At 62.1% G+C, this 24,250-nt stretch carries 23 protein-coding genes and 1 pseudogene; 19 read left to right on the top strand and 5 right to left on the bottom strand.

All coding sequences use genetic code 11. The features are described from left to right. Positions 1-271: 271 nt before the first annotated feature. The gene (locus tag G3N94_RS02950; RefSeq protein ID WP_205790588.1) at positions 272-1,177 is read right to left on the bottom strand and encodes a LysR family transcriptional regulator; all 906 of its coding nucleotides are present in this window, start codon (positions 1,175-1,177) and stop codon (positions 272-274) included. Between the two features lie 118 nt (positions 1,178-1,295). Between G3N94_RS02950 and G3N94_RS02945 the strand changes: the two genes are divergently transcribed. The 7 genes and pseudogenes from G3N94_RS02945 (at position 1,296) to G3N94_RS02915 (ending at position 5,896) form a co-directional block, all read left to right on the top strand. After that, on the top strand, positions 1,296-1,886 hold the full coding sequence (locus tag G3N94_RS02945) for a flavodoxin family protein (protein WP_205790587.1): 591 nt from the start codon (positions 1,296-1,298) through the stop codon (positions 1,884-1,886). A 26-nt stretch (positions 1,887-1,912) separates the two neighbouring features. Further along, positions 1,913-2,533, top strand: a pseudogene (locus tag G3N94_RS02940) (aldo/keto reductase); the annotation flags it as partial. A 99-nt stretch (positions 2,534-2,632) separates the two neighbouring features. Continuing rightward, positions 2,633-2,869: a DUF1330 domain-containing protein gene (locus G3N94_RS02935; RefSeq protein WP_346778635.1), complete on the top strand. Its 237-nt coding sequence runs from the start codon at positions 2,633-2,635 to the stop codon at positions 2,867-2,869. Between the two features lie 219 nt (positions 2,870-3,088). Then, complete coding sequence (nthA, locus tag G3N94_RS02930) at positions 3,089-3,760, top strand: nitrile hydratase subunit alpha (protein WP_205790585.1); 672 nt, start codon at positions 3,089-3,091, stop codon at positions 3,758-3,760. Beyond that, positions 3,757-4,428 (top strand): nitrile hydratase subunit beta, encoded by a 672-nt coding sequence (gene nthB, locus G3N94_RS02925; RefSeq protein ID WP_205790584.1) that lies wholly within the window; start codon positions 3,757-3,759, stop codon positions 4,426-4,428. Before nthA ends, nthB begins: the two co-directional genes overlap by 4 nt. 1 nt (position 4,429) lies before the next feature. After that, positions 4,430-4,798, top strand: a complete 369-nt coding sequence (locus tag G3N94_RS02920) for a nitrile hydratase accessory protein (protein ID WP_205790583.1) — start codon at positions 4,430-4,432, stop codon at positions 4,796-4,798. 237 nt (positions 4,799-5,035) lie between these two features. Then, positions 5,036-5,896: a PhzF family phenazine biosynthesis protein gene (locus G3N94_RS02915; RefSeq protein ID WP_205790582.1), complete on the top strand. Its 861-nt coding sequence runs from the start codon at positions 5,036-5,038 to the stop codon at positions 5,894-5,896. A 33-nt stretch (positions 5,897-5,929) separates the two neighbouring features. Here the strand turns inward: G3N94_RS02915 and G3N94_RS02910 are convergent, their stop codons facing one another. Then, a complete protein-coding gene (locus G3N94_RS02910; protein WP_205790581.1) occupies positions 5,930-7,246 on the bottom strand; it encodes a diguanylate cyclase in 1,317 nt (438 codons plus the stop codon). 337 nt (positions 7,247-7,583) lie between these two features. On the opposite strand from G3N94_RS02910, the gene G3N94_RS02905 reads away from it, so the two are divergent. Then, positions 7,584-7,772, top strand: a complete 189-nt coding sequence (locus tag G3N94_RS02905) for a hypothetical protein (protein ID WP_205790626.1) — start codon at positions 7,584-7,586, stop codon at positions 7,770-7,772. Positions 7,773-8,042: 270 nt separating this feature from the next. Next, positions 8,043-8,348: a panthothenate synthetase gene (locus tag G3N94_RS02900; protein WP_205790580.1), complete on the top strand. Its 306-nt coding sequence runs from the start codon at positions 8,043-8,045 to the stop codon at positions 8,346-8,348. Positions 8,349-8,425: 77 nt separating this feature from the next. Here the strand turns inward: G3N94_RS02900 and G3N94_RS02895 are convergent, their stop codons facing one another. Further along, the gene (locus G3N94_RS02895; RefSeq protein WP_205790579.1) at positions 8,426-9,049 is read right to left on the bottom strand and encodes an ABC transporter ATP-binding protein; all 624 of its coding nucleotides are present in this window, start codon (positions 9,047-9,049) and stop codon (positions 8,426-8,428) included. A 304-nt stretch (positions 9,050-9,353) separates the two neighbouring features. Continuing rightward, positions 9,354-10,601: a serine hydroxymethyltransferase gene (gene glyA / locus G3N94_RS02890; RefSeq protein WP_205790578.1), complete on the bottom strand. Its 1,248-nt coding sequence runs from the start codon at positions 10,599-10,601 to the stop codon at positions 9,354-9,356. Positions 10,602-11,309: 708 nt separating this feature from the next. On the opposite strand from glyA (G3N94_RS02890), the gene G3N94_RS02885 reads away from it, so the two are divergent. From G3N94_RS02885 to G3N94_RS02845, 9 genes are all read left to right on the top strand, one after another. After that, positions 11,310-12,599 (top strand): glycine betaine/L-proline ABC transporter ATP-binding protein, encoded by a 1,290-nt coding sequence (locus G3N94_RS02885; RefSeq protein ID WP_205790577.1) that lies wholly within the window; start codon positions 11,310-11,312, stop codon positions 12,597-12,599. Beyond that, on the top strand, positions 12,596-13,477 hold the full coding sequence (locus tag G3N94_RS02880) for a proline/glycine betaine ABC transporter permease (RefSeq protein WP_205790576.1): 882 nt from the start codon (positions 12,596-12,598) through the stop codon (positions 13,475-13,477). Before G3N94_RS02885 ends, G3N94_RS02880 begins: the two co-directional genes overlap by 4 nt. Positions 13,478-13,673: 196 nt before the next feature. After that, a complete protein-coding gene (locus G3N94_RS02875) occupies positions 13,674-14,555 on the top strand; it encodes a glycine betaine ABC transporter substrate-binding protein (RefSeq protein ID WP_205790575.1) in 882 nt (293 codons plus the stop codon). Between the two features lie 24 nt (positions 14,556-14,579). After that, entirely contained in the window at positions 14,580-15,875 is a 1,296-nt protein-coding gene (gene glyA / locus G3N94_RS02870; RefSeq protein ID WP_205790574.1) for a serine hydroxymethyltransferase, read from the top strand. A gap of 191 nt (positions 15,876-16,066) precedes the next feature. Beyond that, positions 16,067-16,954 carry a dihydrodipicolinate synthase family protein gene (locus G3N94_RS02865; protein WP_205790573.1) on the top strand — a complete coding sequence of 296 codons (888 nt, stop codon included), beginning with the start codon at positions 16,067-16,069 and terminating at the stop codon, positions 16,952-16,954. Positions 16,955-16,960: 6 nt separating this feature from the next. Then, a complete protein-coding gene (locus G3N94_RS02860) occupies positions 16,961-18,292 on the top strand; it encodes an FAD-binding oxidoreductase (protein ID WP_205790572.1) in 1,332 nt (443 codons plus the stop codon). 16 nt (positions 18,293-18,308) lie between these two features. Next, positions 18,309-19,802 (top strand): aldehyde dehydrogenase, encoded by a 1,494-nt coding sequence (locus G3N94_RS02855; protein ID WP_205790571.1) that lies wholly within the window; start codon positions 18,309-18,311, stop codon positions 19,800-19,802. Between the two features lie 201 nt (positions 19,803-20,003). Then, the gene (locus G3N94_RS02850) at positions 20,004-21,005 is read left to right on the top strand and encodes a LysR substrate-binding domain-containing protein (RefSeq protein WP_205790570.1); all 1,002 of its coding nucleotides are present in this window, start codon (positions 20,004-20,006) and stop codon (positions 21,003-21,005) included. A 92-nt stretch (positions 21,006-21,097) separates the two neighbouring features. Beyond that, the gene (locus tag G3N94_RS02845; protein ID WP_205790569.1) at positions 21,098-22,132 is read left to right on the top strand and encodes a GlxA family transcriptional regulator; all 1,035 of its coding nucleotides are present in this window, start codon (positions 21,098-21,100) and stop codon (positions 22,130-22,132) included. Between the two features lie 45 nt (positions 22,133-22,177). Here the strand turns inward: G3N94_RS02845 and G3N94_RS02840 are convergent, their stop codons facing one another. Next, the gene (locus G3N94_RS02840; protein ID WP_205790568.1) at positions 22,178-22,768 is read right to left on the bottom strand and encodes a dimethylsulfonioproprionate lyase family protein; all 591 of its coding nucleotides are present in this window, start codon (positions 22,766-22,768) and stop codon (positions 22,178-22,180) included. A gap of 380 nt (positions 22,769-23,148) precedes the next feature. Between G3N94_RS02840 and G3N94_RS02835 the strand changes: the two genes are divergently transcribed. Then, positions 23,149-24,201 (top strand): proline racemase family protein, encoded by a 1,053-nt coding sequence (locus G3N94_RS02835; RefSeq protein ID WP_205790567.1) that lies wholly within the window; start codon positions 23,149-23,151, stop codon positions 24,199-24,201. Positions 24,202-24,250: the final 49 nt, after the last annotated feature.

The following is a 24,250-nucleotide window of genomic DNA, read 5'->3' as shown; positions in this document are numbered from 1 at the left end:
CCGAACCGGGTGCAGACAAAAAGCGGCCCCGGCGGAGCGCGAAGCTGGGACAGTCCAAGTCTCATACACAGTGCGGGTTCTCGGAAGATGGGGACCGGGGCGCCGTGCATGACGCCGGTCTTGATCATGTCCCGGCGCAATATCACTGTAGCAACCGGCATCGGATGAAGCAGTCGGACGTGTCCCCATAGTTGGGGTGGTCATCGCCCCAGCGGTTCGTGAGGTTCCTGACAGTTGTCCGCTGCCCCTTTGAGTCGCCACACCGTACCGGTTAATCAAAATAGGGCTCCAATATCCTCTCGATCCAGTTCATGAAGGCCCGGACGCGTTGCGACAGGTTACGCCGATGGGCCACGACGAGCGACGCGGCGAGGGGCTCAGGACGCAGGTCGGGCAGGACCTCCACTAGCGCGCCGCGTTCGATGTGATGCGCGAGCGCCGAATACCCCGCCTGGATCAACCCAATGCCCGCAAGCCCCGCTGCATGATAGGTCTGCACGCTGTTGACCTGCATCGCGCCTGGCAGCGGCAGCGACGCGTAGCCGTCGCCGTCTGGATATTCCCATCCGGCAAGTTTGGCGCCGAGTGTGCGCGTGTAGTGGACCATCTGGTGCCCTTGACTGCGCAGATCATCGAGCGTGTGCGGTATGCCGTACCGTGCCAGATAGCTCGGGCTCGCAACATTGATCATGCGTAGCTTGCCAAGCGGTCGGGCAATCAGCGTCTCGTCGACGATCGGCCCCAGACGGATCACGCAATCGAACCCTTCCTGGACGAGATCGACACGCCGATCGGTGCTCGAGAGTTCCAGTTCCAACTCTGGATGCGCCGCCAACAGTTGTGGTAGCGCAGGGACCACGACGCTTTGTGCCAACTCGGTCGGCATGTCGACGCGCAATCTTCCCCGTAGCGGTGCACCGTTACCCGCGAACATTGATTGCAATTCCTGTACTTCGGCCAGCAGATCGCGGGCGCGCGAATAAAAGGCGCGTCCATCTTCAGTGAGCTGCACACTCCGCGTCGTCCGATGCAGGAGGGCCACACCCACATGTCGCTCAAGTCCACGGATCACCGTAGAGACACGTCCCTTCTGGATACCCAGGCTTTCAGCTGCACGCGTGAAGCTCGCCATTTCGGCAACACGCGCAAAGATCAAAAGTGCGTCAAGGGTTTGCATTGTTCACCCGGGGAGTAACAGAACGTTCGATTTGTCGTCATTTATAGCTCAGTTTTGACTCAGTAGAGTGAGTTCACACGTCGTCCGCAGAGGACAATTTGAACGAAAGAGAGCAACCATGACTCAGCACACCTCGCCGGTTAGAACGGTCGTCGTCTACCACTCTGGCTACGGGCATACCGAGCGTATGGCAACGGCTACCGCCGAAGGCGCCGGCGCCTTACTCGTCGCAATCGACACTGACGGAAACGTTGCCGAAGGAGCCTGGGAAACGCTTGCCGGTGCCGATGCGATCCTGTTCGGCTCGCCGACCTACATGGGCGGCCCTAGCTGGCAGTTCAAGAAGTTCGCGGACGCCTCCTCGAAGACCTGGTTCGACGGTGGGTGGAAGAACAAGATCTTTGGCGGCTTTACCAATAGCGCGAGTATCAACGGCGACAAGCTCAATACGCTCGAATACTTCTTTCTACTCGCAGGGCAGCACGGCGGTATCTGGGTCAGCATGGATATCAAGCCGTCAAACGTGAAAGCGTCAATGCGTGACGACCTGAATCGCATGGGCTCCTATATCGCGCCGATGGCGCAGACGCCAGCCGATGCGTCGCCTGAAGAGATGTCGCCAGGAGACCTCGAGACAGCACGCCGCTATGGCGCACGCGTCGCAATGATCGCCGGACAGCTTCGGGCCGGAAAATCTCGAGGCAACTGAAGTTCTGGCGCGCGGGACGCGACAGGGCGATCGGCGTACTCGGTCAGGCCGAGGCGAACCAACTGATCGCCCGCGCGCTTGCTGAGGGAATCAATTTCATTGACACTGCCGACATGTATTCCTTTGGCCAGTCTGAACGCGTCGTCGGGCGGGCGCTGAAAGACATCGGAGTACCACGCAGCGAGATCGTGCTGGCTACGAAGACAGCCGGCGTGATGGGCCCGAAACCCAACGATCAGGGAGCGTCGCGCGGCCATATCATGGATTCTGTGCAGAGAAGCCTGGAACGGCTCCAGGTCGACCATATCGACCTTTACCAGATTCATGCCAGCGATTCTGTCACGCCGATCGAAGAAACGCTGTGTGCCCTCGACGACCTCACGCGGCAGGGGCTGGTCCGTTATATCGGCGTCTCGAATTGGCGCGCAGGCAAGATCGGTAAAGCACTCGGGCTAAGTGCAGCGCTTCACGCCACGCGCTTCGAGACGCTCCAAGCCTGCGATTCGATCGCCGGACGTGACGTGGAGCGCGAACTTGTGCCACTCGTTATCGAGGAGCGGATGGGGCTGCTCGTCTGGTCGCCCCTCGCCGGCGGATTGCTTTCCGGGAAGTTTGGTCCTGGGGCACGATCGTCAGGACGCCAGCAGGATCCCCCTGCCTTTCAGGCAAGCCCCATCGAATTAGAACCGGCTGCTGCACAGCCATTCCTTCGACGTTGGCGGTTGTCAGAACCCGTTCCGCGTTGAATTGAATACGCCCGCTACAAACGAGAGATCGACATGCCAAAAGGTTATCTGATCATTGCGTCGTCGGGCCTGTATGAAAACCTCGAAGGCGAGGCCCACGAGCGGCATGTGGTGTTCGAGTTTGATTCGTTTGCAGAAGCCAAGCGCTTCTACGAGAGCCCCGCATACGAAGCGGCCAAGGCACTCCGCGCCGGGGTAGCGACCGGAACCTTTGTTATTCTCGAAGGAACTTCATAACTCTGACCCCGAAGCGCTCGAACACTGGACCCCTCGTTTTGATCTGGTGCGACGCATGTTCACAGGCGAGCGACTCTTGCGCCTCGGAAATTCGGGCGTCGGCTCCGCTCTTGGAAACGGCCATTCGTTGCTTTGCTCCGCGCCCCGCATCCGGCGTTTGCATTTGCGCGATTCGCCAACCATACTGGATTCGATTCATCTCCTCCGGGACGAGCGTCGATGAGCCACGACGATCATCATGAAGACGAGCCGGCCCGGCACCACGCTGGCGCTCACGATCACGAGGGCAGCGCGTTGTCGGAGATGGACTTGCGCGTGCGCGCGCTCGAATCCCTTCTGATAGAAAAGGGGTATGTCGATCCCGCTGCGCTCGACATCCTCATCGAGACATACGAGCACAAGGTCGGGCCGCACAACGGCGCGCGCGTCGTAGCAAGGGCCTGGAGCGATCCTGCGTACAGGCAATGGCTTCTCGACGACGCCACTGCAGCAATTGCATCGCTCGGCTACACGGGCCGGCAGGGCGAACACATGGTGGCTCTGGAGAACACACCGGCCGTGCACAACATGGTGGTTTGTACCCTGTGCTCGTGCTATCCGTGGCCTGTGCTCGGGCTGCCGCCTGTCTGGTACAAATCGGCGCCATACCGGTCGCGCGCGGTCATCGACCCGCGCGGGGTATTGAAGGAATTCGGCTTCGACCTGCCACCCGACGTGGAAATTCGCGTGTGGGATTCCACCGCCGAGGTCCGTTATCTGGTGTTGCCAATGCGTCCGCCCGGTACCGACGGCATGAGCGAGAACACGCTCGCTGAACTCGTCACGCGCGATTCGATGATCGGCACCGGGTTGCCGAAGACGCCTGACGCCGGGAAACAGGATTCCATATGAACGGTGCACAGGACCTTGGAGGCATGCAGGCCTTCGGCCCGGTCCAGCCCGAGGCCGATGAGCCACCATTTCATGCCAACTGGCAACGTCGCGTGTTCGCGCTGACGCTCGCCATGGGCGCGACCGGCAAATGGAATATCGACATGTCCCGCGCCGCTCGCGAGAGCCTTCCGCCAGCACAATACCTCGCGAGCAGTTACTACGAGATCTGGTTCGAGGGCCTCAGGAAACTGCTGCTGGCGAGCGGCCTCGCTACTGCAGAAGAAATCGATACTGGCGCGTCGATGGCCGCTTCGGCACCCATTCCACGCGTGTTGACGGCCGATCAGGTGTCCACCGCGCTTTCGCGAGGCAGTCCGGTCGATCGGCCGGCACCCGGCGAAGCACGCTTTGCGATCGGCGACGTCGTGCAGACCCGTCAGTTGCATCCGCTCACGCACACCCGGCTGCCGCGATATTGCCGCGGCAAACGCGGCCAGATCGTCGCGCGGCATGGCGCGCATGTCTGCCCCGACACCAACGCAACAGGCCAGGGCGAACAACCTCAATGGCTGTATACCGTGCGCTTCGACGCTGCCGAGCTGTGGGGTGCGGATACGACCGCGTCGTCGGTATGCGTCGACTGCTGGGAACCGTATCTCGAGACCCCGGACGCGCAGGCAGGCTGACATGACTTCGGCCGAAAAACCCCTGTCCGAATATCACCTCAGCATGCCGGAAACGACGCGCGAAGATGCCGAGCCCGCCTTCGGCGCACCTTGGCAGGCAGCGGCCTTCGCGATGACGCTTGCGCTGCACGAGCGCGGTCTGTTCACGTGGACCGAATGGGCGGCATATCTGAACCGCGCGATCCTGGACGCGCAAGCGTCTGGTGACCCGGACCGCGGCGACACGTACTACGCGCATTGGCTGACGGCGCTCGAACGGATCGCAACGGCGAAGGGGTGGGTGACGACGGACGCGTTGTCGAATTGCCGGAACGCATGGGATGAGGCTGCCCGCCGAACACCGCACGGCACGCCGATCCAACTGCGGTGAGCGCGGTCTGTGCCGAGACTGGCACACCTCGCCACCGACCGCATCCACACATACTGGTGTGACTGGCACCTGCGATCCAGAACCGATCGGCAGCGGAGCGCATGCATCGGACGGAAACCGGCCAAAAGCAGGCTGCAATCATTCAGCCGTAAATCGGCGACAATCTACGCCTCGCTGCGAACGGCCTTTCGACACTCCCTGAACGTTCGTTGATCGTCAATCCAACACGGGATTCAAATGACCACGTATGCCTTCCGCCTGTTGAACGTATTCGCCGAATCGACGTTTGGCGGCAACCCGCTTTGTGTGTTCGAAGATGCACGCGGCATGGACGAAGCAACCATGCAGGCACTGGCCGTTCAGTTCAACCTGTCCGAAACGACATTTGTGTTGCCATCGGACCGCGCGCAGGCGCGCGTACGTATTTTCACGCCGGGTTATGAGATGGCCTTTGCGGGCCATCCCACACTCGGTACGGCTCATGTCGTGCGAGACCTGCTTGATGCAGGCAACGATCTCGCACTTGAATTCAAGGCAGGCGTTGTCAACGTCAATGCATGCGATGACGTGTGGACGTTCACCGCGCCGCATGTGGGCATGCCGAAAACAGCCGCTTGCGAGTTGTCCGATGCCAGAACTGCGGCGCTGCTAGGACTGACAAAGGACGATTTGCTCGCGCCACCGATCTGGGTCGACACCGGCGCGGATCAATTACTGGTCGCACTCAAGGACACTGCTGCCGTGCGCCGCGCGCGGCCCGATAGTGCATGTCTCGATATCTGGCCGCAAAGCAGTCTCGGTCGCAAGACGGCCTATGTGTTCGCGTTCGACTCCGAACGCCCGGGGAAGGTGGTCTCCCGCTATTTCTTCGCGAAGCAGGGGGGCGGCATTTCGGAGGATCCGGGTACCGGGTCGGCCTGTGCGAATTTGGGTGGTTGGCTGCTTGCCACCAACCAGAAACTGCCTGCCGTCCTTCAGGTCGAGCAGGGCGAAGCGGTCGGCCGGCCTTGTCTGCTTCGGCTGTCGGTCAGCGCAAATGGCGAAATCGGCGTTGGCGGCCGCGTGATAGAACTCGGACGCGGCGTAATCAACGTTTAGAAACGTTGATGCGGGCCGACGCAACGGGGTTCTTCAGCGATTCTCAAGACCATCACCGGATGTGGAGACGTAATTCCCCATCCCTGAGATGCCCATGCTTCGTGCCCGGCTTTCGCCCTGAAAATGGCGGTCGGCCACGACGCGGTCGAGGCTCACAACGTTCGCAGGCCGCTGGCGCTCATAAAAGTGGTAACGGCAACGCCCGGCTTGCTTCGCGACATACATCGCGCTGTCGGCCCCCGCCAGCAAGTCGTGCGGATCTGCGATCCGATCGGGATACGTTGCAATTCCGATGGTGACGCCAATAGGAAAACGCCCGTTGTGCATCTTTCGACCGAGATCCTGTGCCACTGCAACGAGTCGCTTCGCGATGGTGTGAAGCTCGTCGTCCGAATCGATGCCTGGAAGGACGACGACGAATTCGTCTCCACCTATCCTGGCCAGGCAGTCGTTTTCCCGAACACACATCGCGAAAGTGGTGCCGGCCGCGCGGAGGACATCGTCCCCGGCCGCATGTCCGAGTGCGTCGTTGACCGATTTGAACCCGTCAAGGTCCAGGTACATCAATCCGATCCGGCGCGCGTCTATCGTCGCTGATTCGCACTTTGCCTGGAGGTAAGTCAGCAAGCCGCGGCGGTTGGCCAGTCCGGTCAGCGCGTCCTGGGTCGACGCGGCATCGAGCGCGGCCACGTGAGAGGAGATTGCAGACATCGCTCGGCGCTGCAGACGAGCTGTCACCAACAGCAACGCGACGAAAAGCAGGCCGAAAGCCGAAAACGCTGCTCCCGTCTTCATCAGGCGCCAATTGAGATCGACGAACGCGTCCTCTCGCAGGTTGAACCAATGGCTGATCAGCACGGCCATGTCCGCACGGAAGCGGTCCATCACGTGTTGGCCCACGTTGGTACGTACGACGGCGAGCGCAGCGTCGCGGCTTACTTCATCACGCAGTGCGATCGTCTGCGCCATTTCAGCGAGCTTCCCGTCCCGGTCGCGCATCAATTGTTCAAGCACGGGTTCACTTGCGGTTTCGTTTGCCAGCGCGCTCTGAAGCGCTGCGGACGCGGTCACCGCCCGCCTTGTGCCTTGCCGATATGGTTCCAGGTACATGGGATCGTCGGTGAGCAGATAGCCTCGCAGACCGGTTTCGGCGTCTCTTAACGCAGCCAGAAGGTCACGCGCGGCTGGCAACACGGTCGTTGACCGACGCACGGTCGCGACGTCTTGCAATGCACCATGCATTTCGAGGCCCACGATGCTACCCATGACCGACAAGCCGGTCATGACGAACAGCACCAGGTTGCGAAAGCGCTTGCGTTCGGCAAGCGCTGCCTTTGCAATTGTCTTCATTGGACGCAACGGGCTCCCTATCGTTGACGAAAATTCAAAGGAGTGCAACCGATGTGACCGGCTCGAAAATGTTCGCTCGCAATATGGGAGATCTTGTTTCTCGCGCTACGGTATCGACCATCCACTCGTCGATACCCGGCCGCAACGCGGCGCGCATCTGCAACCAATCCTATGACGAGATTGCTCTGTCTACAACCCGCCAGCGGTCAGTGCCTGCTGAAGCCCGTGTAGTCGCTTTCGATTTTGCGTGTAGGGGCTTTCCGACAAGCGAACGGCGCGCAACCGTTCCGGCCTGCTAGACTGAAAGTTCCCCCAGCAAACGATGGAGGGAGACATGATGTCTTCCGTCTACGTCGTGAAGACCGGTGAGCAGTTCCTTTGCACCGCCGAGGACGGCGACGTCGGGATGGCCCCTGCGATTGAAGATGCCACGTCCTTTCTTTCGTATGAGGAAGCGGAAAAAGCAGCGAACGAGCACGCCGATCCCGGATACGAAATCGTGGCCGTCTGCGTCACCAGACGCTGACGCGGAGCCGGCGAGGATAGTCTTCGCAAGTCGCTTACGACTGTGCGCTCCGCCGCGCAGACGATCGTTGGCTAAACGATCGACAGGCGATATTGCGTGGTGATCAAGTGGGCGGCCCGCCCGCACGAGAATCGGTGTCACAAGACTGCCGGCGTTCAACAGGCAAATCGGATAGTCGTCTGCACAAGTGTTGCCGAGCCCGCTACAGCAACTTCGGCGACCTATCATGCTTGAAGAGTTCTTTCAGGGCCTTGAACAAGGAGAACGCCCATGCGCATGCTTCTCAACATACGAATCCCCCACGAGCCGTTCAATGCTTTCGTGCGCGACGGCACCATCGGGGACGTGATCGCGAAGATACTCGAAGAGACGAAACCCGAAGCCGCCTATTTTACGGAGCAAAGCGGAGGACGCGGCGCCGTCCTCGTGATCAACCTCGATGAGCCGTCGCAGATTCCCGCGTTTGCCGAGCCATGGTTTCTGACGTTCAACGCCGATTGCGAGTTTCGCGTTGTGATGGTGCCGGAAGATCTTCAGAAAGCCGGGTTGGCGATGCTCGGATCGAAGTGGAAATAGCAGCAGGCGCGCTGCATGCCGCGGAGCCAGGCCTTGGTAATGGGCCGACTATCGCAATAGCCGACTAAACTTGCGCGCTACGCATCGGTTCCAAGATCGGCAAAATTGATCGTTCTTGCGCCGCAGCCTTGCGCAAGCTTGGGATCGTAACTGGAGAAAAACACCACCCGATCTTGAGCCAAGGTTCTGAACAGGTCCATGAGGACGCCGCGCGACGCGGCGTCGAGCCCGCTGCCTGGTTCGTCCGCAATGACGACCGAGGATTCCCCCAGTGTGGTCGCGGTCAGGAATATCTTCTTGCGTGTGCCAAGCGACATCTGCTCGAAGCGTTTGTCGAGATGCGGCGCCAGCCCGAAACGATCCGCAAGTTCGAGCGTGCGGCTGTCGACCACGGTCTTTTTGGTCGAGGCGACGAGCTCGAGGAACTCGCGCCCTGTCTGGAGCGGATACGCCATGCAGTCGTCAGGGACATAGGCGAGCGCTGACTTTGCGTCGAGCGGCGCGTTACGGAGCGAATGTCCGTTAATCCAGACATCACCTTCATCGGCATCGATTGCCCCGGCGAGGATGCCGAGCAAGGTCGATTTGCCACTACCGCTCTCATCACACAGCGCCACGCATCCCGGCTGGAACCGGTGATTCAACCGCTGGAAGATGACGCGCTCGCCGTAGCGTTTGCTGATATTTTCAATTCGAAGCATCGAGAATTCCGTCATACGTAGATTTGCCATGCGACGACGATCCAGATCGCGGTGACTATTGCGCAGGGCAACACGGAATGTGTCGGTGCATAACGATGCGGCAGACGCAGCAGCATTTTCCCATCCCCGTAATACATCGGCGCAGACCCGCATGGTCGAAGCGGTATCCTGCCATGTCGGCGGAGGTGCCACAACTATGCATGCGTCCCGCCGCGGCGGTCGGATGACCGCCGGGCGACGGATTCAATGGGGACGCACAGGGAGTCGGTCCGAATGGCGCAAGCCGATCCGGCCCATTCGAAAATCAGCGATAGACGGGGAAACGCTGGGTCAGCTCGGCTACTTGCGCGCGCACGCGCTCGATCGTCGCCGCATCTTCCGGGGCCTCGAGCACATCGGCGATCAGGTTGCCGACCCGCTCCGCTTCGGCCGTGCCGAAACCGCGCGTCGTCATCGCCGGCGAGCCGAGACGCACGCCGCTCGTCACGAACGGCTTTTCCGGATCGTTCGGGATCGCGTTTTTGTTGACCGTGATGTGCGCGGCGCCGAGCGCGGCTTCCGCTGCCTTGCCGGTGATGTGCTTCGCACGCAGGTCGACCAGCATCACGTGGCTTTCGGTACGGCCCGACACGATACGCAGGCCACGCTTGACCAGCGTTTCCGCCAGCACGCGCGCGTTGTCGACCACCTTCTGCTGGTAGGCCTTGAATTCCGGCGACAGCGCTTCCTTGAACGCGACGGCCTTCGCGGCGATCACGTGCATCAGCGGACCGCCCTGGATGCCCGGGAAGATCGCCGAGTTGATCTGCTTCTCGTACTCGGCCTTCATCAGGATCACGCCGCCGCGCGGGCCGCGCAGGCTCTTGTGCGTGGTGGTCGTGACGAAATCGGCGTGCGGCACCGGGTTCGGGTAGACGCCCGCGGCGATCAGGCCCGCGTAGTGCGCCATGTCGACCATCAGGTACGCGCCGACCGACTTCGCGATCTTCGCGAGACGCTCGAAATCGATCTTCAGCGCGAACGCCGATGCACCCGCAATGATCAGCTTCGGCTTGTGCTCGTTGGCCAGCGCCTCGGTCTTCTCGTAGTCGATGTCTTCGGCCTCGTTCAGCCCATAGCTGACGACGTTGAACCACTTGCCCGACATGTTCACGGGCGAGCCGTGCGTCAGGTGGCCGCCGTGCGCGAGGCTCATGCCCATGATCGTGTCGCCCGGCTTGAGCATCGCGAAGAACACGCCCTGGTTCGCCTGCGAACCTGAGTTCGGCTGGACGTTCGCGGCTTCGGCGCCGAACAGTGCCTTCACGCGGTCGATCGCGAGCTGCTCGACGATGTCGACGTATTCGCAGCCGCCGTAGTAGCGCTTGCCCGGATACCCCTCGGCGTACTTGTTCGTGAGCTGCGAGCCCTGCGCGGCCATCACGGCCGGGCTCGTGTAGTTTTCCGAGGCGATCAGCTCGATGTGATCTTCCTGGCGGCGGTTTTCCTGCTCGATCGCTGCAAACACTTCGGGATCGACGTTTTCGACGGTACTGGTGGCACGAATGAACATGTCGCTTTCCAAGGGTGAGTGAAGAGGTGTCTTGTCGGACGGGATTCGCACCGGGTCGCGAGCGACGCGGCGTCCCACAGCATTATTTGAAAAGACACGCGCCGATTCCGCTAGAACGATTGCGACAAATCAATAGGATGTCGCGTGCTTGCTCGCCAGCAGCGCCGTCTGAGCCTTCGCTTCCCGCCAATCGCGCAGGCAGTCAATGCCCGTTTGTGTGTCTTCCTCAGGACTTTCCCTTAAAGCTTGCTTTCTGGCCGGTGCCCCGGTTCGTTCCAGAGCAGGCCGGCTGCCGACGCATTTTTCATCGCGGAGCGCCGCCGGTATTGGCGTTGCGCGCCGGCCGCTTCCTCCGTCGATGCGCCGGCAGTCGCGGCATGCGTCGCATGCATTACCAAAGGTATGGGAAAGGATGGAGAAAATGTAGCTGGATGTCGCAATTTGGCTTGATACGCTGCAATCAATGCATTAACCACCTGAGGAAGGCGAATCGAAGCCCGAATATTCCAATATTCGTGCGGCGACCGGCTATTTATACGGTATCGCGGCTGCCAGCGTTTGATTTCGACGCAAGCTCCGTGAAAACCGCCGTAATAGCCGAAGGACGATTCTGCTGGCGAACGCAACCCGGACCGCCAACCGTGAATGTCTGCAAACGCAGAAGGCCGCGGGCTTCATTTTCCTGAAACTGCCAGCTGGGAAGACAGAATGACCCCGAATCTGACCTATGCGCCACACGACGTGATAGCGGCGGGCGCGATCAACACGGGCGCCGCGGCGTCGGTGGTGAGGCCCGTTGCCGCGTCCGGAACCGACATTCTGACGGTCAAGAACCTGTCGAAGATATTTGGCGCGAAGCCCGAACGCGCGGCCGAGCTGATGAGGCAGGGGCGCGGGCGCAACGAGATCTTCGCCGAGACCGGCAACATGGTCGCCGTCAACGACGTGAGCCTGAGCGTCAAGGCCGGCGAAATCTTCGTGATCATGGGGCTGTCTGGTTCCGGGAAATCGACGCTCGTTCGCTTGCTCAACCGGCTGATCGAGCCGACGTCCGGCCAGGTCATTCTCGAAGGCCGCGACATCGCGCCGATGTCGACGCCGGAGCTGCGCGCCGTCCGCCGGCAGAAGATGGCGATGGTGTTCCAGTCGTTCGCGCTGCTGCCGAACCGCACGGTGCTCGACAACATCGCATACGGGCTCGAAGTGGCCGGCATCAAGAAGGCCGAGCGGTACGACATCGCGCGCACCGCGCTGAAGCGTGTCGGTCTCGGATCATACGAGAAGCTGCTGCCGAGCGAACTTTCCGGCGGCATGCAGCAACGGGTGGGCCTGGCGCGCGCGCTTGCGGTGAACCCGTCGGTGCTTCTGATGGACGAAGCGTTCTCCGCGCTCGACCCGCTGATTCGATTCGAGATGCAGAACGAGCTGCTGCGCCTTCAAAAGGAAGAGCAGCGCACGATCGTCTTCATTTCCCACGACATCGAGGAAGCCGTCAAGATCGGCGGCCGGATCGGCATCATGAAGGACGGTTGCCTGATTCAGGTCGGCACGCCGGCCGAGCTCATCCAGTCGCCGGCGGACGAGTACGTGCGGGACTTCTTCCGCAACGTCGACGTGTCGCGCTTCCTGAAGGCTTCCAGCCTGATGACCGGGGTCGACCGCGGGCTGATTTCATGCGATGCGGGCACACCGTCCGAGCGTTACCTCAATCAGCTGATCGACAGCGGCGCCGAATGCGGCTACGTCTGCGACGAAACCGGCCGGTATCTGGGTTGCGTGACGGCGGCGACGCTGCACAAATCGGGCAGTCGTCCGATTCGGGAGGCCTTTCTCCACGACGTCGATCGCGTGTCGACGGAAACGGACCTGCATCAGCTTGCGGCGATCGCACTGAACCAGCAGCACGATGTACCCGTCACGGATGCGGCCGGCAGGTTCGCAGGCGTCGTGTCGTGCCGGACGATACTCAAACAGGTGATGGAACGGAGGTCGGCATGAACGCGTCGGTTATCGGGAAGTTCGCAGAAAGTGTCGTCAACTTCCTTTTTCAACATTTCCGCGGCGGTTTCGACGCGTTCTCGGCCGGACTCGGCGCGGTGGTGAAGCTGCTGGAAGACGGGCTCGCCGCGATCCCGTTCGTCGCGATGCTCGTGATCCTGATCGGGCTCGCATTGTGGCGTCGTGGCGTCGTGTTTTCGATCTTCGTCGGCTTTGCGCTGCTCGTGATCCACTACATGGGCTTGTGGGCGCAGACGGTGTCCACATTGGCGCTCGTCACGGCCGCGACGTTCTTCAGTCTGGTGATCGGCGTGCCGCTCGGGATCTGGGGCGCCCGGAACAACCGGGTCGGCATGGTGCTGCGTTCGTTGCTCGATTTCATGCAGACGATGCCCGCCTTCGTTTACCTGATTCCGGCCGTCATTCTGTTCGGGCTGGGCCGTGTTCCGGCGGTGATTGCCACGATCGTGTTCGCGATGCCGCCGGTCGTACGCCTGACCACGCTCGGGATTCGGCAGGTGCGCGAGGAGCTGATGGAGGCCGGGCGCTCGTTCGGCAGCACCGATTGGCAGCTTCTGTGGAAGATCCAGTTGCCGAACGCATTGCCGTCCATCATGGCCGGTGTGAACCAGACGATCATGATGGCCCTTTCGATGGTGGTGGTCGCATCGATGATCGGCGCAGGCGGCCTTGGCGAGTATGTGCTGAGCGGCATCCAGCGTCTCGATATCGGGATCGGCTTCGAAGGCGGCCTCGGAGTCGTGTTGCTGGCCATCGTGCTAGATCGTCTGACGGAGAGCTTCGGCGTGAAGGCGAAGAAATCGAGGCCGGCCGCGCGGGCGAGGAAGTCGGGCGCGAGCGGCACCGCGCAGACCTGACAGATCCTTCGGCGACGATCGCAGGCATTCGTGCCAGACGCGATCGACCGAGGTGTTCGAGGTGCGGATCGGCACTGCGCAATCAGTGCCGTTGCGAAAGCGAATAAAGCAGTACGGCAGTACGCGGGGACCAGACACGCTACGTCAAGGCGTCCGTCATCGTTCAAGGTTTTAGTTGATTGAAAAGGAGTACTAGATGAATAGCAATGCGTACAAATCGCTTCTGGCGAAACTGGCGGTGTCGGCAGTCGTTGCATTCGGCGTCGGCGTCGGGCCGGCCGCATCTGCCGAGCCGATCAAGATTGCGGTGACGAATTGGGCGGACGTGCTGGCGGTCGCCAATGTCGCCAAATACGTGCTGGAGAACAATCTCAAGCAGCCCGTCCAGTTCGTGCAGGCCGATATCGGCATCCAGTACCAGGGCGTCGCGCGTGGCGATCTGGACATCATGGTGGGCGGCTGGCTGCCGGTCACGCACGGAACGTACTACGCGAAGTACAAGAACGACCTGGATGATGTCGGCGTCATCTATACGGGTGGCAAGAATGGCTGGGCGGTGCCGGCCTACATCCCGGAGGCCCAACTGTCGTCGGTTGCCGATCTGAACAAGCCCGAGGTCAAGAGCAAGCTGAACGGGACGATCCAGGGCATCGAGCCGGGCGGCGGCCTGATGCAGGCGTCCGAGAAGACCGTCAAGGCCTACAGCCTCGACGGGTACAACCTGCAGGCGTCGAGCGAGGCCGGGATGCTGGCGGGCGTGTCGCGCGCCTATCAATCGAAGCAGTGGATCGTCGCGACGGCCTGGAGCCCGCATTGGCTGTTCCAGAAGTGGCAGATGCGCTATCTGAAGGATCCGAAGGGGACGCTGGGTGGCGAGGAGCAGGTTCACGCGTTCGCGTCGAAGCAGTTCGCCGGCAAGTTTCCGCGCGCTGACGTGTTCTTCAAGCACTTCAAGCTGACGCTCGCCGATGTCGAGTCGATCGAGTTCGAAGGCAACACCACGAACGACTACGCGACGGCGGCAAAGAAGTTCGTCGACGCGCATCCGGACAAGGTGAAGGCCTGGCTGCAGCAGTGATGACCTGCCCATCGGAGTGACCAAGTGAACGACAACTCGCGCTTTTTTTCGGAACCGCTGCAGAGCCGCGACCCCGTCATCGCGTCGGAGATCGCGCTGGAGGTGCGTCGCCAGCAAACCCGGATCGAGTTGATTGCGTCCGAAAACATCGCATCCGCCGCGGTGATGGAAGCACAAGGTACCGTGCTGACCAACAAGTACGCGGAGGGCTACCCGTCCAGACGGTATTACGGCGGCTGCGATCACGTCGATCGGATCGAGGCGCTGGCGATCGACCGCGCACGCGCGCTGTTCGAAGCGGAATACGCGAACGTACAGCCGCATTCGGGCGCCCAGGCGAACGGCGCGGTGATGCTCGCGCTGCTGAATCCCGGCGACACTGTGATGGGCATGTCGCTCGACGCCGGCGGTCATCTGACGCACGGTGCGCGTCCGGCATTGTCGGGGAAATGGTTCAACGCCGTGCAGTACGGCGTGAGTGCGGATACGCTGCGCATCGATTACGACGAGGTTCGCCGGCTGGCCGAGCAGCATCGTCCGAAGCTCATCATTGCGGGCTGTTCGGCCTACCCGCGTGCGCTCGATTTTGCTGCATTCCGTGACATCGCGGACGGCGTCGGCGCGATGCTGATGGCGGACATCGCGCACATCGCGGGCATCGTCGCCGCGGGAAGGCACCAGAATCCGATCCGGTATGCGGATGTCGTGACGTCCACCACGCACAAGACGCTTCGCGGGCCGCGCGGCGGCTTCATCCTGGCGAACAGCAGCGACATTGCGAGGAAAATCGACTCGGCCGTGTTTCCGGGCTTGCAAGGCGGGCCGCTGATGCACGTGATCGCGGGCAAGGCGGTTGCGTTCGGCGAAGCGCTGCGTCCGGAGTTCACGGCCTATATCGATCAGATGCTGCGCAACGCGCAGACGCTCGGCAATGTGCTGAAGGCCGGTGGGCTGAGCCTGGTCACGGGCGGCACCGACAACCACCTGCTGCTGGTCGACCTGCGTGCCAGGCACATCACTGGCATGCAGGCCGAAAAGGCATTGGAACGGGCGGGCATCACGTGCGACAAGAACGGCATTCCGTTCGACACGGAAAACCCGACCGTCACGTCCGGCATCCGGCTCGGTACACCGGCCGGCACCACGCGCGGGTTCGGTACGGCCCAGTTCGAGCAGATCGGCGAGATGATTCTCGAAGTGCTGTCGGCGCTCGAACGCGATCCGAACGGAGACGAGAAGGTCGAGCGTGCGGTTCGAAGCCGTGTGCGCGACCTGTGCAGCCTGTATCCGATCCATGCACACGCGGAGGCGTACGCCTAGGTCACGGTGCCCGGGAGATCGCCAGGAATCGATGAAATCGCGTGCCGATCCATTCAGGGCGCGATCGCAATCGCGATTCGCGTCGAAAGTTTTGTTGTCCGGAACGTCAGTCGTATGCTTACTTCATCAGCCGAACACGGTCGTGAAAGCGAGCAGAGATCCTGACCCACTTATTGAAGAGAGGAATCGAAATGAGCTTCGAGGGCGTACATACACCGCTGGTCACCCCGTTCAGCGCAGACGGCGAAATCGACCATGAACTGCTCGGCCGGCATGCGGCCGACCTGGCTGGCCGCGTGTCCGGTCTCGGTATCGGCGGCACCACCGGCGAATACTACGCGCTGAGTTTCGAAGAGCGTGTGCGGACGTTCAATACCGTCGCCGAAGCGGCAGGCGGCAAGACGTTCCTGACGGCCGGCATCAACGCGACGACGACGAAGGAGGTGCTTCGCCTGGGCCAGGAGGCCAAGCGGGCCGGCCTGTCGGCGTTGCTGGTGGCCGCACCGTACTACGCGCAGCCGACGCAGGAAGAACTGCTGACCCATTTGCAGAAGGTCGACGATGCGCTCGACATGCCGATCATGCTGTACAACTTCCCGGCGCGCACGGGCACGGCCATCGGCGACGACGTTCTCGCGACCCTGCTCGAGCGGCCGAATTTCGTCGCGATGAAGGAGAGCACAGGCGATATCGCGCATCTGCACCACCTTGCCACGCACTTCGGCGACAGGCTGGTGCTGAGCTGCGGGATGGACGACCAGGCACTCGAGTTCTTTGCGTGGGGGGCGAAAAGCTGGGTTGGCGGCGCTTCGAACTTCCTGCCCGAAGCCCACACCGCGCTGTACGACGCGTGCGTCAAGCAGGGCGATTTCGCAACGGGCCGCAAGCTGATGGCGCAGCTTCTGCCGGTGCTCGAACTGCTCGAGCGCAGCGGGAAATTCATTCAATACGTGCGTTGCGGCTGCGAACTGGCAGGGCTGCCCGTTGGTCCGGCGCGCGCGCCGCTCGGCGCGCTGTCGGACGAAGAGCGCAGCGCCTTCGCGCAGCTCGTGAAGCCGCTGTTCCGCCAGGCTCAGTGACACGACATGGCCTCGAATCTGGAATTTGCGCGGTTTCCCGCACCTGACGGCGTCAACGGCTGGTGGGAAATCCTGCCGCCGCCTGCGCCGGCCGACACGGTGTCGTCCGAGTGTCGATACGACTGGGTCGTCGTGGGGGGCGGCATTACCGGACTGTGCGCCGCGCGGCGGCTGGCCGAGCTTGCGCCCGGCGCGTCGATCGCACTCGTCGAAGCGGATCGCATCGGACGGACGACAGCCGGACGGAATTCCGGATTCTTCGTCGATCTGCCGCACGACATCAGCAGTGAAAGCTACTCGCGCAGTGTGGAAGAGGACAAGGCCGACGTTCGATTCCAGCGGCACGGGATCGACTACGTGCGCTCGATCGTGCGTCGGCACGACATCGATTGCGATTGGCGAGACGACGGCAAGTTTCATGCGTCGGTCAACAGCAAGGGCGAGGCAGCGCTCCAGCATTTTGCAGACGGCCTCGCGCGGATCGACGAAGCGTTCGAATGGCTCGACGGTCCGGCGATTCGTGCGGTGACCGGAACCGATTTCTATCGCGGCGCACTGTTCACGCCCGGTTGCAGCACGGTGCAGCCGGCCGCGCTGATGCGCGGCCTGGCGGCGACGCTGCCGAAGAATGTGAAGGTGTTCGAACTGAGCGCCGTGACGGAAATCGAGCATCGCGGCGATACCAGGGTGCTGCATTTCGCGCGCGGCAAGATCGTCGCGAAGCAGGTCGTGCTGTGCACGAACGCGTATGCGGCGACGTTCGGTCGGCATCCGAACGGCTTGCTGCCCGTTTATACGTTCGCGTCGATGACGCGCGAGTTGAACGCGGACGAAATCAAACGGCTCGGCGGAACGCGATCGTGGTCGCTGATTCCGGCTGACCCGATGGGCACGACCGTGCGCCGGCTGGTGACGGACCGCATCTGCGTGCGCAACCACTTTGCGTTCCGGCCGGGGCTCGAAGTGTCGCCGGCCGATCTGGCGAAGGCGAAGAGCCTGCATCAGCGATCGTTCGATCGGCGCTTTCCGATGCTGAACGGCGTCGAACTCGAATACACGTGGGGTGGGCCGTTGTGCCTGTCCGCGAACAACGGTGCGTTGTTCGGGCGCCGCGATGACGGCATCTTCGAAGCGGTCGGGTGCAACGGCCTGGGCCTGAGCAGGGGATCCGCGTCCGGCAAGCTCATCGCCGAGTATGCGCTGGGTGACTCGAACGAGCTCGTGCGGCAACGGCTGAACCAGCCGCACCCGCGTGCGCTGCCCGTGCGGCCGATCGTCGACATGGCGGTATCGGCCGCGATCTGGGCGAAGGAATTTTCGGCGGGGGCCGAGCTTTGAATTGAGAGGACAGGACATGACGACTTATCAGGAATGGAAACAGAAGGCCGCAGCGTTGGCGCTCGACGGACGCGCGTTCATCGCCGGGCGGCGATGCCCGGCTGCTTCGAACGAGACGTTCCATACGCTCGACCCGGCATCGGGCAAGGTGCTGGCCGACGTGGCGAGATGCGACGAACGGGACGTGAATCGCGCGGTCGAGGCGGCCCGGGACGCGTTTGATTCCGGCGTGTGGTCGAAGGCCGCGCCCGCGCATCGGAAAGCGGTGCTGCTGCGACTCGCGCAACTGATCGACGAGCACACGGAGGAGCTGGCGCTGCTCGAAGCGCTCGAGGCCGGCAAGCCGATCGGCGAATGTCTCGGGCTCGATATTCCCGAGTCGGCGGCCTGCATACGCTGGCATGCCGAAGTGACCGACAAGCGCTATGACGCGCTGTCCCCGTCGGGATCGGGTGTCGTCAGCATGATCACCCGCGAGCCGATCGGCGTCGTCGGCGCCGTGCTGCCGTGGAATTTTCCGGCACTGATGCTCGCATGGAAGATCGGCCCGGCGCTGTCCGTCGGCAACAGCGTGATCGTGAAGCCGGCCGAGCAGACGTCGCTGTCGACGTTGCGGATCGCCGATCTCGCGCTCGAAGCCGGCCTGCCCGCGGGGGTGTTCAGCGTCGTCACCGGCTTCGGCGAAAGCGCGGGGCAGGCGCTGGGACGTCATCCCGACGTCGATCTCATCGCGTTCACCGGGTCGACCGCCACCGGAAAGCGTTTCCTGCACTACTCGGCGGATACGAACCTGAAGCGTGTGGTGCTCGAGTGCGGCGGCAAGAATCCGCAGGTCATTCTTCCCGATGTCGCGAATCTCGATGCGGTGGCCGAGCAGGCGGTGGCGGCTGCGTTCTGGAACATGGGGGAGAACTGCAGCGCCGGTTCCCGGATCCTCGTTCCGTCGCACCGGAAGGCGGAACTGCTGGAGAAAATCCTGGCGGTGCTCGCCGGCTGGAAAACCGGCGACCCGCTCGACCCGGACGTGAAGCTCGGCGCGCTGATCGAGGCAAAGCACCATGAAAAGGTGTTGGCGCATATCGAGAAGGCGAAGGAGGAAGGCGCTCGCGTCGTGTGTGGCGGACACGCGACGCTCACGGAGACCGGCGGGTGGTTCGTCGAGCCGACGATCTTCGATCAGGTGACGCCTGACATGAGCATCGCGCGCGAAGAGGTGTTCGGGCCGGTCGTCTGCATCATCGAGTACGAGGATGTCGATGACGCGGTTCGAATCGCCAACGACACGTGCTACGGGCTTGCCGCTTCGCTGTGGACGGATAACGTGAACAGCGCACACAAGATCGCGGCCCGCATCCGCGCGGGGACGGTGACGGTCAACTGCTTCGGCGAAGGGGATCTGTCGACGCCGTTCGGCGGCTTCAAGCAGTCGGGCTTCGGCGGGCGCGACAAGTCCGTTTATGCGCACGACCAGTATTGCGAGTTGAAGACGACCTGGCTGAAGCTCGATTGAAGTTGATGTGACGCACGCCAGCCCCGTCTGTCTGCGGGGCTCGCGGCGCTTGCCATCCGGCACGCGGGCTCGCACACTCGTTTCATCCGGGCCTCTGTTGGGGTTCGTGGCACGATAGCGGGATTTCTGCCGGCAGCGTGAGCGCGATGACGAACTGCGCGTTCGCGTGCGTTGCGCGTGTCCGTTTTGAGAGTAAAACCCATGTCGAAGAAGCAGCTATTTACAGACAGACTCCTCGCCCAGATGCCGTCGCTCCGGGCGCTGAGGTGCTTCGTGACGGCGGCGCGATACGAGAGCTTCACGCAGGCCGCGGAGGTGCTGTGCGTGACCCAGGCGGCAATCAGCAGACAAATCAAGGAGCTCGAGGATTCCCTCGACGTCGCGCTGTTCGAGCGTACGGGCAGGCATATCGCGCTGACCGATGCCGGGCGCATCCTGTACAACGCGTCGTATCTGTCGATCATGAACATCGCGGAAGCGGCGGAGGCCGTACGCCGCACGGACAAGCACGCGTTGACGATCTGCGTGTCGCATACGTTTTCCGCGCTGTGGCTGTCGTCCAGGCTGCCGGCGTTCCGCGACAGATTTCCGGATATCCGGATGCACGTGATGGTCACCGAGCACTTCATGGAGCTGGACGAGCTGATGGAGCCCGATATCATCATCACGAAGAATCCGCCGCGCGAGGCCGAGTTCGAGGTCGAGCCGCTGTTCCATGACATCGTCTACCCGGTCTGCAGTCCGTCGTTCCACGATCGGCATTTTCGCGGCAGGACGCTGAAACCGCTGGACCTGCTGTCGCAACCGACGCTGAACCTGTCGTTGCTGGGCCGTGCGCAGGTGTGCGAGCACGTGGACTGGCGCGTGTGGCGAAACTGGTTTCAGCAGGGCGACGGCACCGATATGCTGGTCGAGAACAGGAATCTGGAGAGCAACGATTACCGGCTCCTCGTCGCGCAGGCCGAAGCCGGCGAGGGGACGCTGCTTGGCTGGCATCACCTCGTGCATCGCCAGGTCGAGCAGGGGAGCCTGATGCGGCCGGTGCCGGATGTGATCGTGTTTCGTGACCGTCATCACTATCTGATTACCCACAAGAACGCACGGTCGCGCCCGGAGTATCGGCAGTTTCGTGACTGGCTCGACGAGGAGGTCGGCACGATGATGCGCGGCTGGCTCGACGTCGGAGTCGACGTCGCCAGATAGCGGGCGATGAAGTCGAATGCGCGAGGCGCCGCCCGGTCCGTCGAATGCTCGTCGTTCCCGAATGTTTGAAATGCATAGACGCAGGCCGTCCCATGGTTAGCCACTCGATCGACGCCAACGCAGCAGCTTCGCGACCGCTCCGCTTCGGCATCGTGCTGTTGCCCAACTTCACCCTGACCGCATTCTCGGGTTTCGTCGACCTTCTCAGGCTGGCGAGCGACGAGGGCGACATGAGCAGACCGGTTCGTTGCTCGTGGACCATCGTTGGCGAAAATCTCGTTCCGGTCCGTGCGAGCTGCGGAATCCAGATCACGCCGTGGACGACATTCGAAGAAGCGGAGGCGTTCGACTACGTCGTGATCGTGGGCGGGCTGCTGCATTCGGGGCAGCCGGCGAGCGACGCGACCTTGGCGTTCATACGCACGATGGCCAGCACGTCGGCCACGCTCGTGGGCGTCTGCACGGGCGCGTTCGCGCTCGTCCGGGCCGGCGTGATGAGCGGATATCGAATCTGCGTGAGCTGGTTTCACTATTGGGATTTCGTCGAGCGCTTCTCGAGCATCGACGAGCGCAACCTCGTCGCGGACCGGCTTTTCGTCGTCGACAGAAGGCGCATCACCTGCTCCGGCGGGCGCGCATCGATCGACGTGGCCGCTGCGATCCTGCTTCGCCATTTTGACGCGACGATCGTCCGGAAGGCGCTCCGCATCCTGCTGGTGGACGATGCGCAGAAAGGGAATGCGCCGCAACCGCATCCTCCGGGGCTCGAGCCCGCTACGCATCCGAAGGTCAGGCGGGCGATTCTGTTGATGGAGCAGCACATCGGCCAGCCGCTGAGCCAGATCGAGCTGGCCCGACGGCTCGAAGTGTCGGTGCGGCAGCTCGAACGTCTGTTCGCGACGGAAACCGGCAAGTCGCCTCGCGCATACGCGAGACAGATTCGCATACGAATGGCGTCGTGGCTGCTGACGAGTTCCGATCGCACAGTGGCCGATATCGCGACGTCCTGTGGGTTTTCGGATGCGTCGCACCTCGGTCGCGAGTTCAGGAAGGAATTCGGAGAGTCGCCGAACGCGTATCGCGCGGCACGGCTGCCGAATGCCGCGGAGACGGTGCTGGTCGGCTAGTTTCGCGCCGGCGAGGATCGATGTGCGTTCGCCGGTGACGCGCGGTCAGCTCAGGAGGCACCACATTGCGAGAAGCGGGACGCTTCCAGACCGCATCGCATGCACGACATTGGGCGTGTTATGCAGCCCGCCGCCGATTCCCGGATCGAACCAGTCTCCATCCCGTTGCCGAAATTCGCCCGCAGACAGCAGCACGTATGCCTCTTCCGGGCGATGCTGATGATCGGGGTACCGGGTAAAAGGAGCAAGCAACGAAAACCCGAGCTGAACGTCGTAACGGCTTTCCATGCCGCCGGGTCCGACGATTACCCCATGCACGTGCTTGTCGACATAATTCGCACTGCCATTCAATCCAGACGTTCGCTGTTGCCAGCCCAGTGACGGTTCGAGGGCCTTGATCGCGCGTGCAGCGGCACCCAGATCGGATGAGTCGTCAAGAAGGGGCGCAAGCGCTGTGTCGAGGAGGTCGCAGGCCGGGTGCCGTTTCGTTGCACGCATGCCATCGCTGGATGGATGCTCGAGGCGATCGAACACCTTCGCAGCGACCATTCGGGCAGCATCCGGCAGCCGCGGCGACTGAAACAGGACTTTGGCAATGCCGATGAATTCTTCGAGGCTTTCAGGTCGGTTGTACATAGTGCTCCGGAAATGCAGTGACGGCCGCCGCGGGATGTGCGACGCGTTGGAGATGATTTGCCTTCCCGTGAATGTCGCTGCGCGTTCACGGGCTTTCCCTCCGCTCGAATCATACGCCAGGAGTGTCATGTCCGAAGCGTCCGTTCCTCGGAGTACTTACGTCAGTTGCCTAAGCGGCGCTTATGATCAGCACAACGCGGGCTAAATCAGATCGGTCAGTTCTTCGACCGGAGTATGTTGCCTCATCGGATCGATGAGCATAACCAGGATGGCTTAGGGCTGTTTAGTCGCAAGCGCGGCGTTGTCGCAGTGCACGGAGACGCTTGCGCAACGTCGAGAACGATCATTTTCGGTAAAGAACGTAGGAACACAGGAAGATCATGACTTTCAAGCGCACTTTCCATGCCGTCGAGACTCACTCGGGTGAGCCGATGCGCGTGATCACCGGTGGCGTTCCCCATATCCCGGGCAACACGGTCTACGAGCAAATGAAGTGGCTCGAGAAGAACGACGATCAGATCCGCATGCTGATGCTTCGGGAGCCGCGCGGCTATCCTCCGCTCTGCTGCAATCTGGTGGTACCGGCAAAACATCCGGATGCGGTGGCGGGCTATATCATCATGGAGCAGGTCGAATATCCGGTGATGAGCGGCGGCAACACGATTTCGGTTGCGACCGTGCTGCTGGAAACCGGGATGATTCCGATGCAGGAGCCGGTGACGGAGTTTCAGCTGGAAGCGCCTGCGGGGCTGATCGGCATCAGGGCCGAGTGCAGCAACGGCAAGGTCACGTCGGTCACCTTCAGAAACGTGCCGGCGTTTGCCGCCCACATCGAGAAGGTCATCGACGTGCCTCATCTCGGCAGGGTCACGGTGGACGTGGGTTGGGGAGGCATGTTCTACGTGATTGCCGATGTTCGCCAGTTCAAGGGTCTCGAGCTGAAGGCCGAGCACGGTCGCGAAATTACCCGAGTCTCTGCGCTGATCCTGAAGGCGGCGCAAGAGCAGTTGCCCGTCGAGCACCCGCATTATCCGGGGTATGGCATCACGATTGCTCAGCTGTCCGGTCCGACCGGGAATCCGAATGCGGACTGGAAGAACGTGGTCACGGTTGCCAGCGGGGAAATCGACTTCGGCAATCCGGCGACTTGGACAGGTGCCATCGACCGGTGCCCCTGCGGAACAGGTACGTCCGCGAAGATGGCCACCCTTCATGCCAAGGGCCAGCTGGACCTGAACCAGCCATTTCGGCACGAAGGCGTGCTGGGAACCGTGTTTACGGGCAATCTCGTCGAGCGGGCCAGCATCGGCGACATCCAGGCTGTCGTGCCGACGATCTCCGGCCGCTCGTGGATCTATGGCTACAACACCTATGTGCTCGATCCCGACGACCCGTTCGTCAACGGCTTTACGATGGGCGACATCTGGGCATGACATAGGACAGGCTGGCATGCGGACGACACGGGCACATTGAAACGGCTCG

This window comes from Burkholderia sp. Ac-20353 (assembly GCF_017104785.1).
In the GTDB taxonomy this organism is placed as follows: Bacteria; Pseudomonadota; Gammaproteobacteria; order Burkholderiales; family Burkholderiaceae; genus Burkholderia.
The sequence above is the reverse complement of the archived record's forward strand: the minus strand, read 5'-3'. Positions and strand labels throughout refer to the sequence as shown.

Bases quoted from the DNA above. Each gene is read 5' to 3' on its own strand.
- G3N94_RS02950 (WP_205790588.1), bottom strand. From the start codon at position 1,177: ATGCAAACCCTTGACGCACTTTTGATCTTTGCGCGTGTTGCCGAAATG.
- G3N94_RS02945 (WP_205790587.1), top strand. From the start codon at position 1,296: ATGACTCAGCACACCTCGCCGGTTAGAACGGTCGTCGTCTACCACTCT.
- nthA (WP_205790585.1), top strand. From the start codon at position 3,089: ATGAGCCACGACGATCATCATGAAGACGAGCCGGCCCGGCACCACGCT.
- nthB (WP_205790584.1), top strand. From the start codon at position 3,757: ATGAACGGTGCACAGGACCTTGGAGGCATGCAGGCCTTCGGCCCGGTC.
- G3N94_RS02920 (WP_205790583.1), top strand. From the start codon at position 4,430: ATGACTTCGGCCGAAAAACCCCTGTCCGAATATCACCTCAGCATGCCG.
- G3N94_RS02915 (WP_205790582.1), top strand. From the start codon at position 5,036: ATGACCACGTATGCCTTCCGCCTGTTGAACGTATTCGCCGAATCGACG.
- G3N94_RS02910 (WP_205790581.1), bottom strand. From the start codon at position 7,246: ATGAAGACAATTGCAAAGGCAGCGCTTGCCGAACGCAAGCGCTTTCGC.
- G3N94_RS02905 (WP_205790626.1), top strand. From the start codon at position 7,584: ATGTCTTCCGTCTACGTCGTGAAGACCGGTGAGCAGTTCCTTTGCACC.
- G3N94_RS02900 (WP_205790580.1), top strand. From the start codon at position 8,043: ATGCGCATGCTTCTCAACATACGAATCCCCCACGAGCCGTTCAATGCT.
- G3N94_RS02895 (WP_205790579.1), bottom strand. From the start codon at position 9,049: ATGCTTCGAATTGAAAATATCAGCAAACGCTACGGCGAGCGCGTCATC.
- glyA (WP_205790578.1), bottom strand. From the start codon at position 10,601: ATGTTCATTCGTGCCACCAGTACCGTCGAAAACGTCGATCCCGAAGTG.
- G3N94_RS02885 (WP_205790577.1), top strand. From the start codon at position 11,310: ATGACCCCGAATCTGACCTATGCGCCACACGACGTGATAGCGGCGGGC.
- G3N94_RS02880 (WP_205790576.1), top strand. From the start codon at position 12,596: ATGAACGCGTCGGTTATCGGGAAGTTCGCAGAAAGTGTCGTCAACTTC.
- G3N94_RS02875 (WP_205790575.1), top strand. From the start codon at position 13,674: ATGAATAGCAATGCGTACAAATCGCTTCTGGCGAAACTGGCGGTGTCG.
- G3N94_RS02865 (WP_205790573.1), top strand. From the start codon at position 16,067: ATGAGCTTCGAGGGCGTACATACACCGCTGGTCACCCCGTTCAGCGCA.
- G3N94_RS02860 (WP_205790572.1), top strand. From the start codon at position 16,961: ATGGCCTCGAATCTGGAATTTGCGCGGTTTCCCGCACCTGACGGCGTC.
- G3N94_RS02855 (WP_205790571.1), top strand. From the start codon at position 18,309: ATGACGACTTATCAGGAATGGAAACAGAAGGCCGCAGCGTTGGCGCTC.
- G3N94_RS02850 (WP_205790570.1), top strand. From the start codon at position 20,004: ATGTCGAAGAAGCAGCTATTTACAGACAGACTCCTCGCCCAGATGCCG.
- G3N94_RS02845 (WP_205790569.1), top strand. From the start codon at position 21,098: ATGGTTAGCCACTCGATCGACGCCAACGCAGCAGCTTCGCGACCGCTC.
- G3N94_RS02840 (WP_205790568.1), bottom strand. From the start codon at position 22,768: ATGTACAACCGACCTGAAAGCCTCGAAGAATTCATCGGCATTGCCAAA.
- G3N94_RS02835 (WP_205790567.1), top strand. From the start codon at position 23,149: ATGACTTTCAAGCGCACTTTCCATGCCGTCGAGACTCACTCGGGTGAG.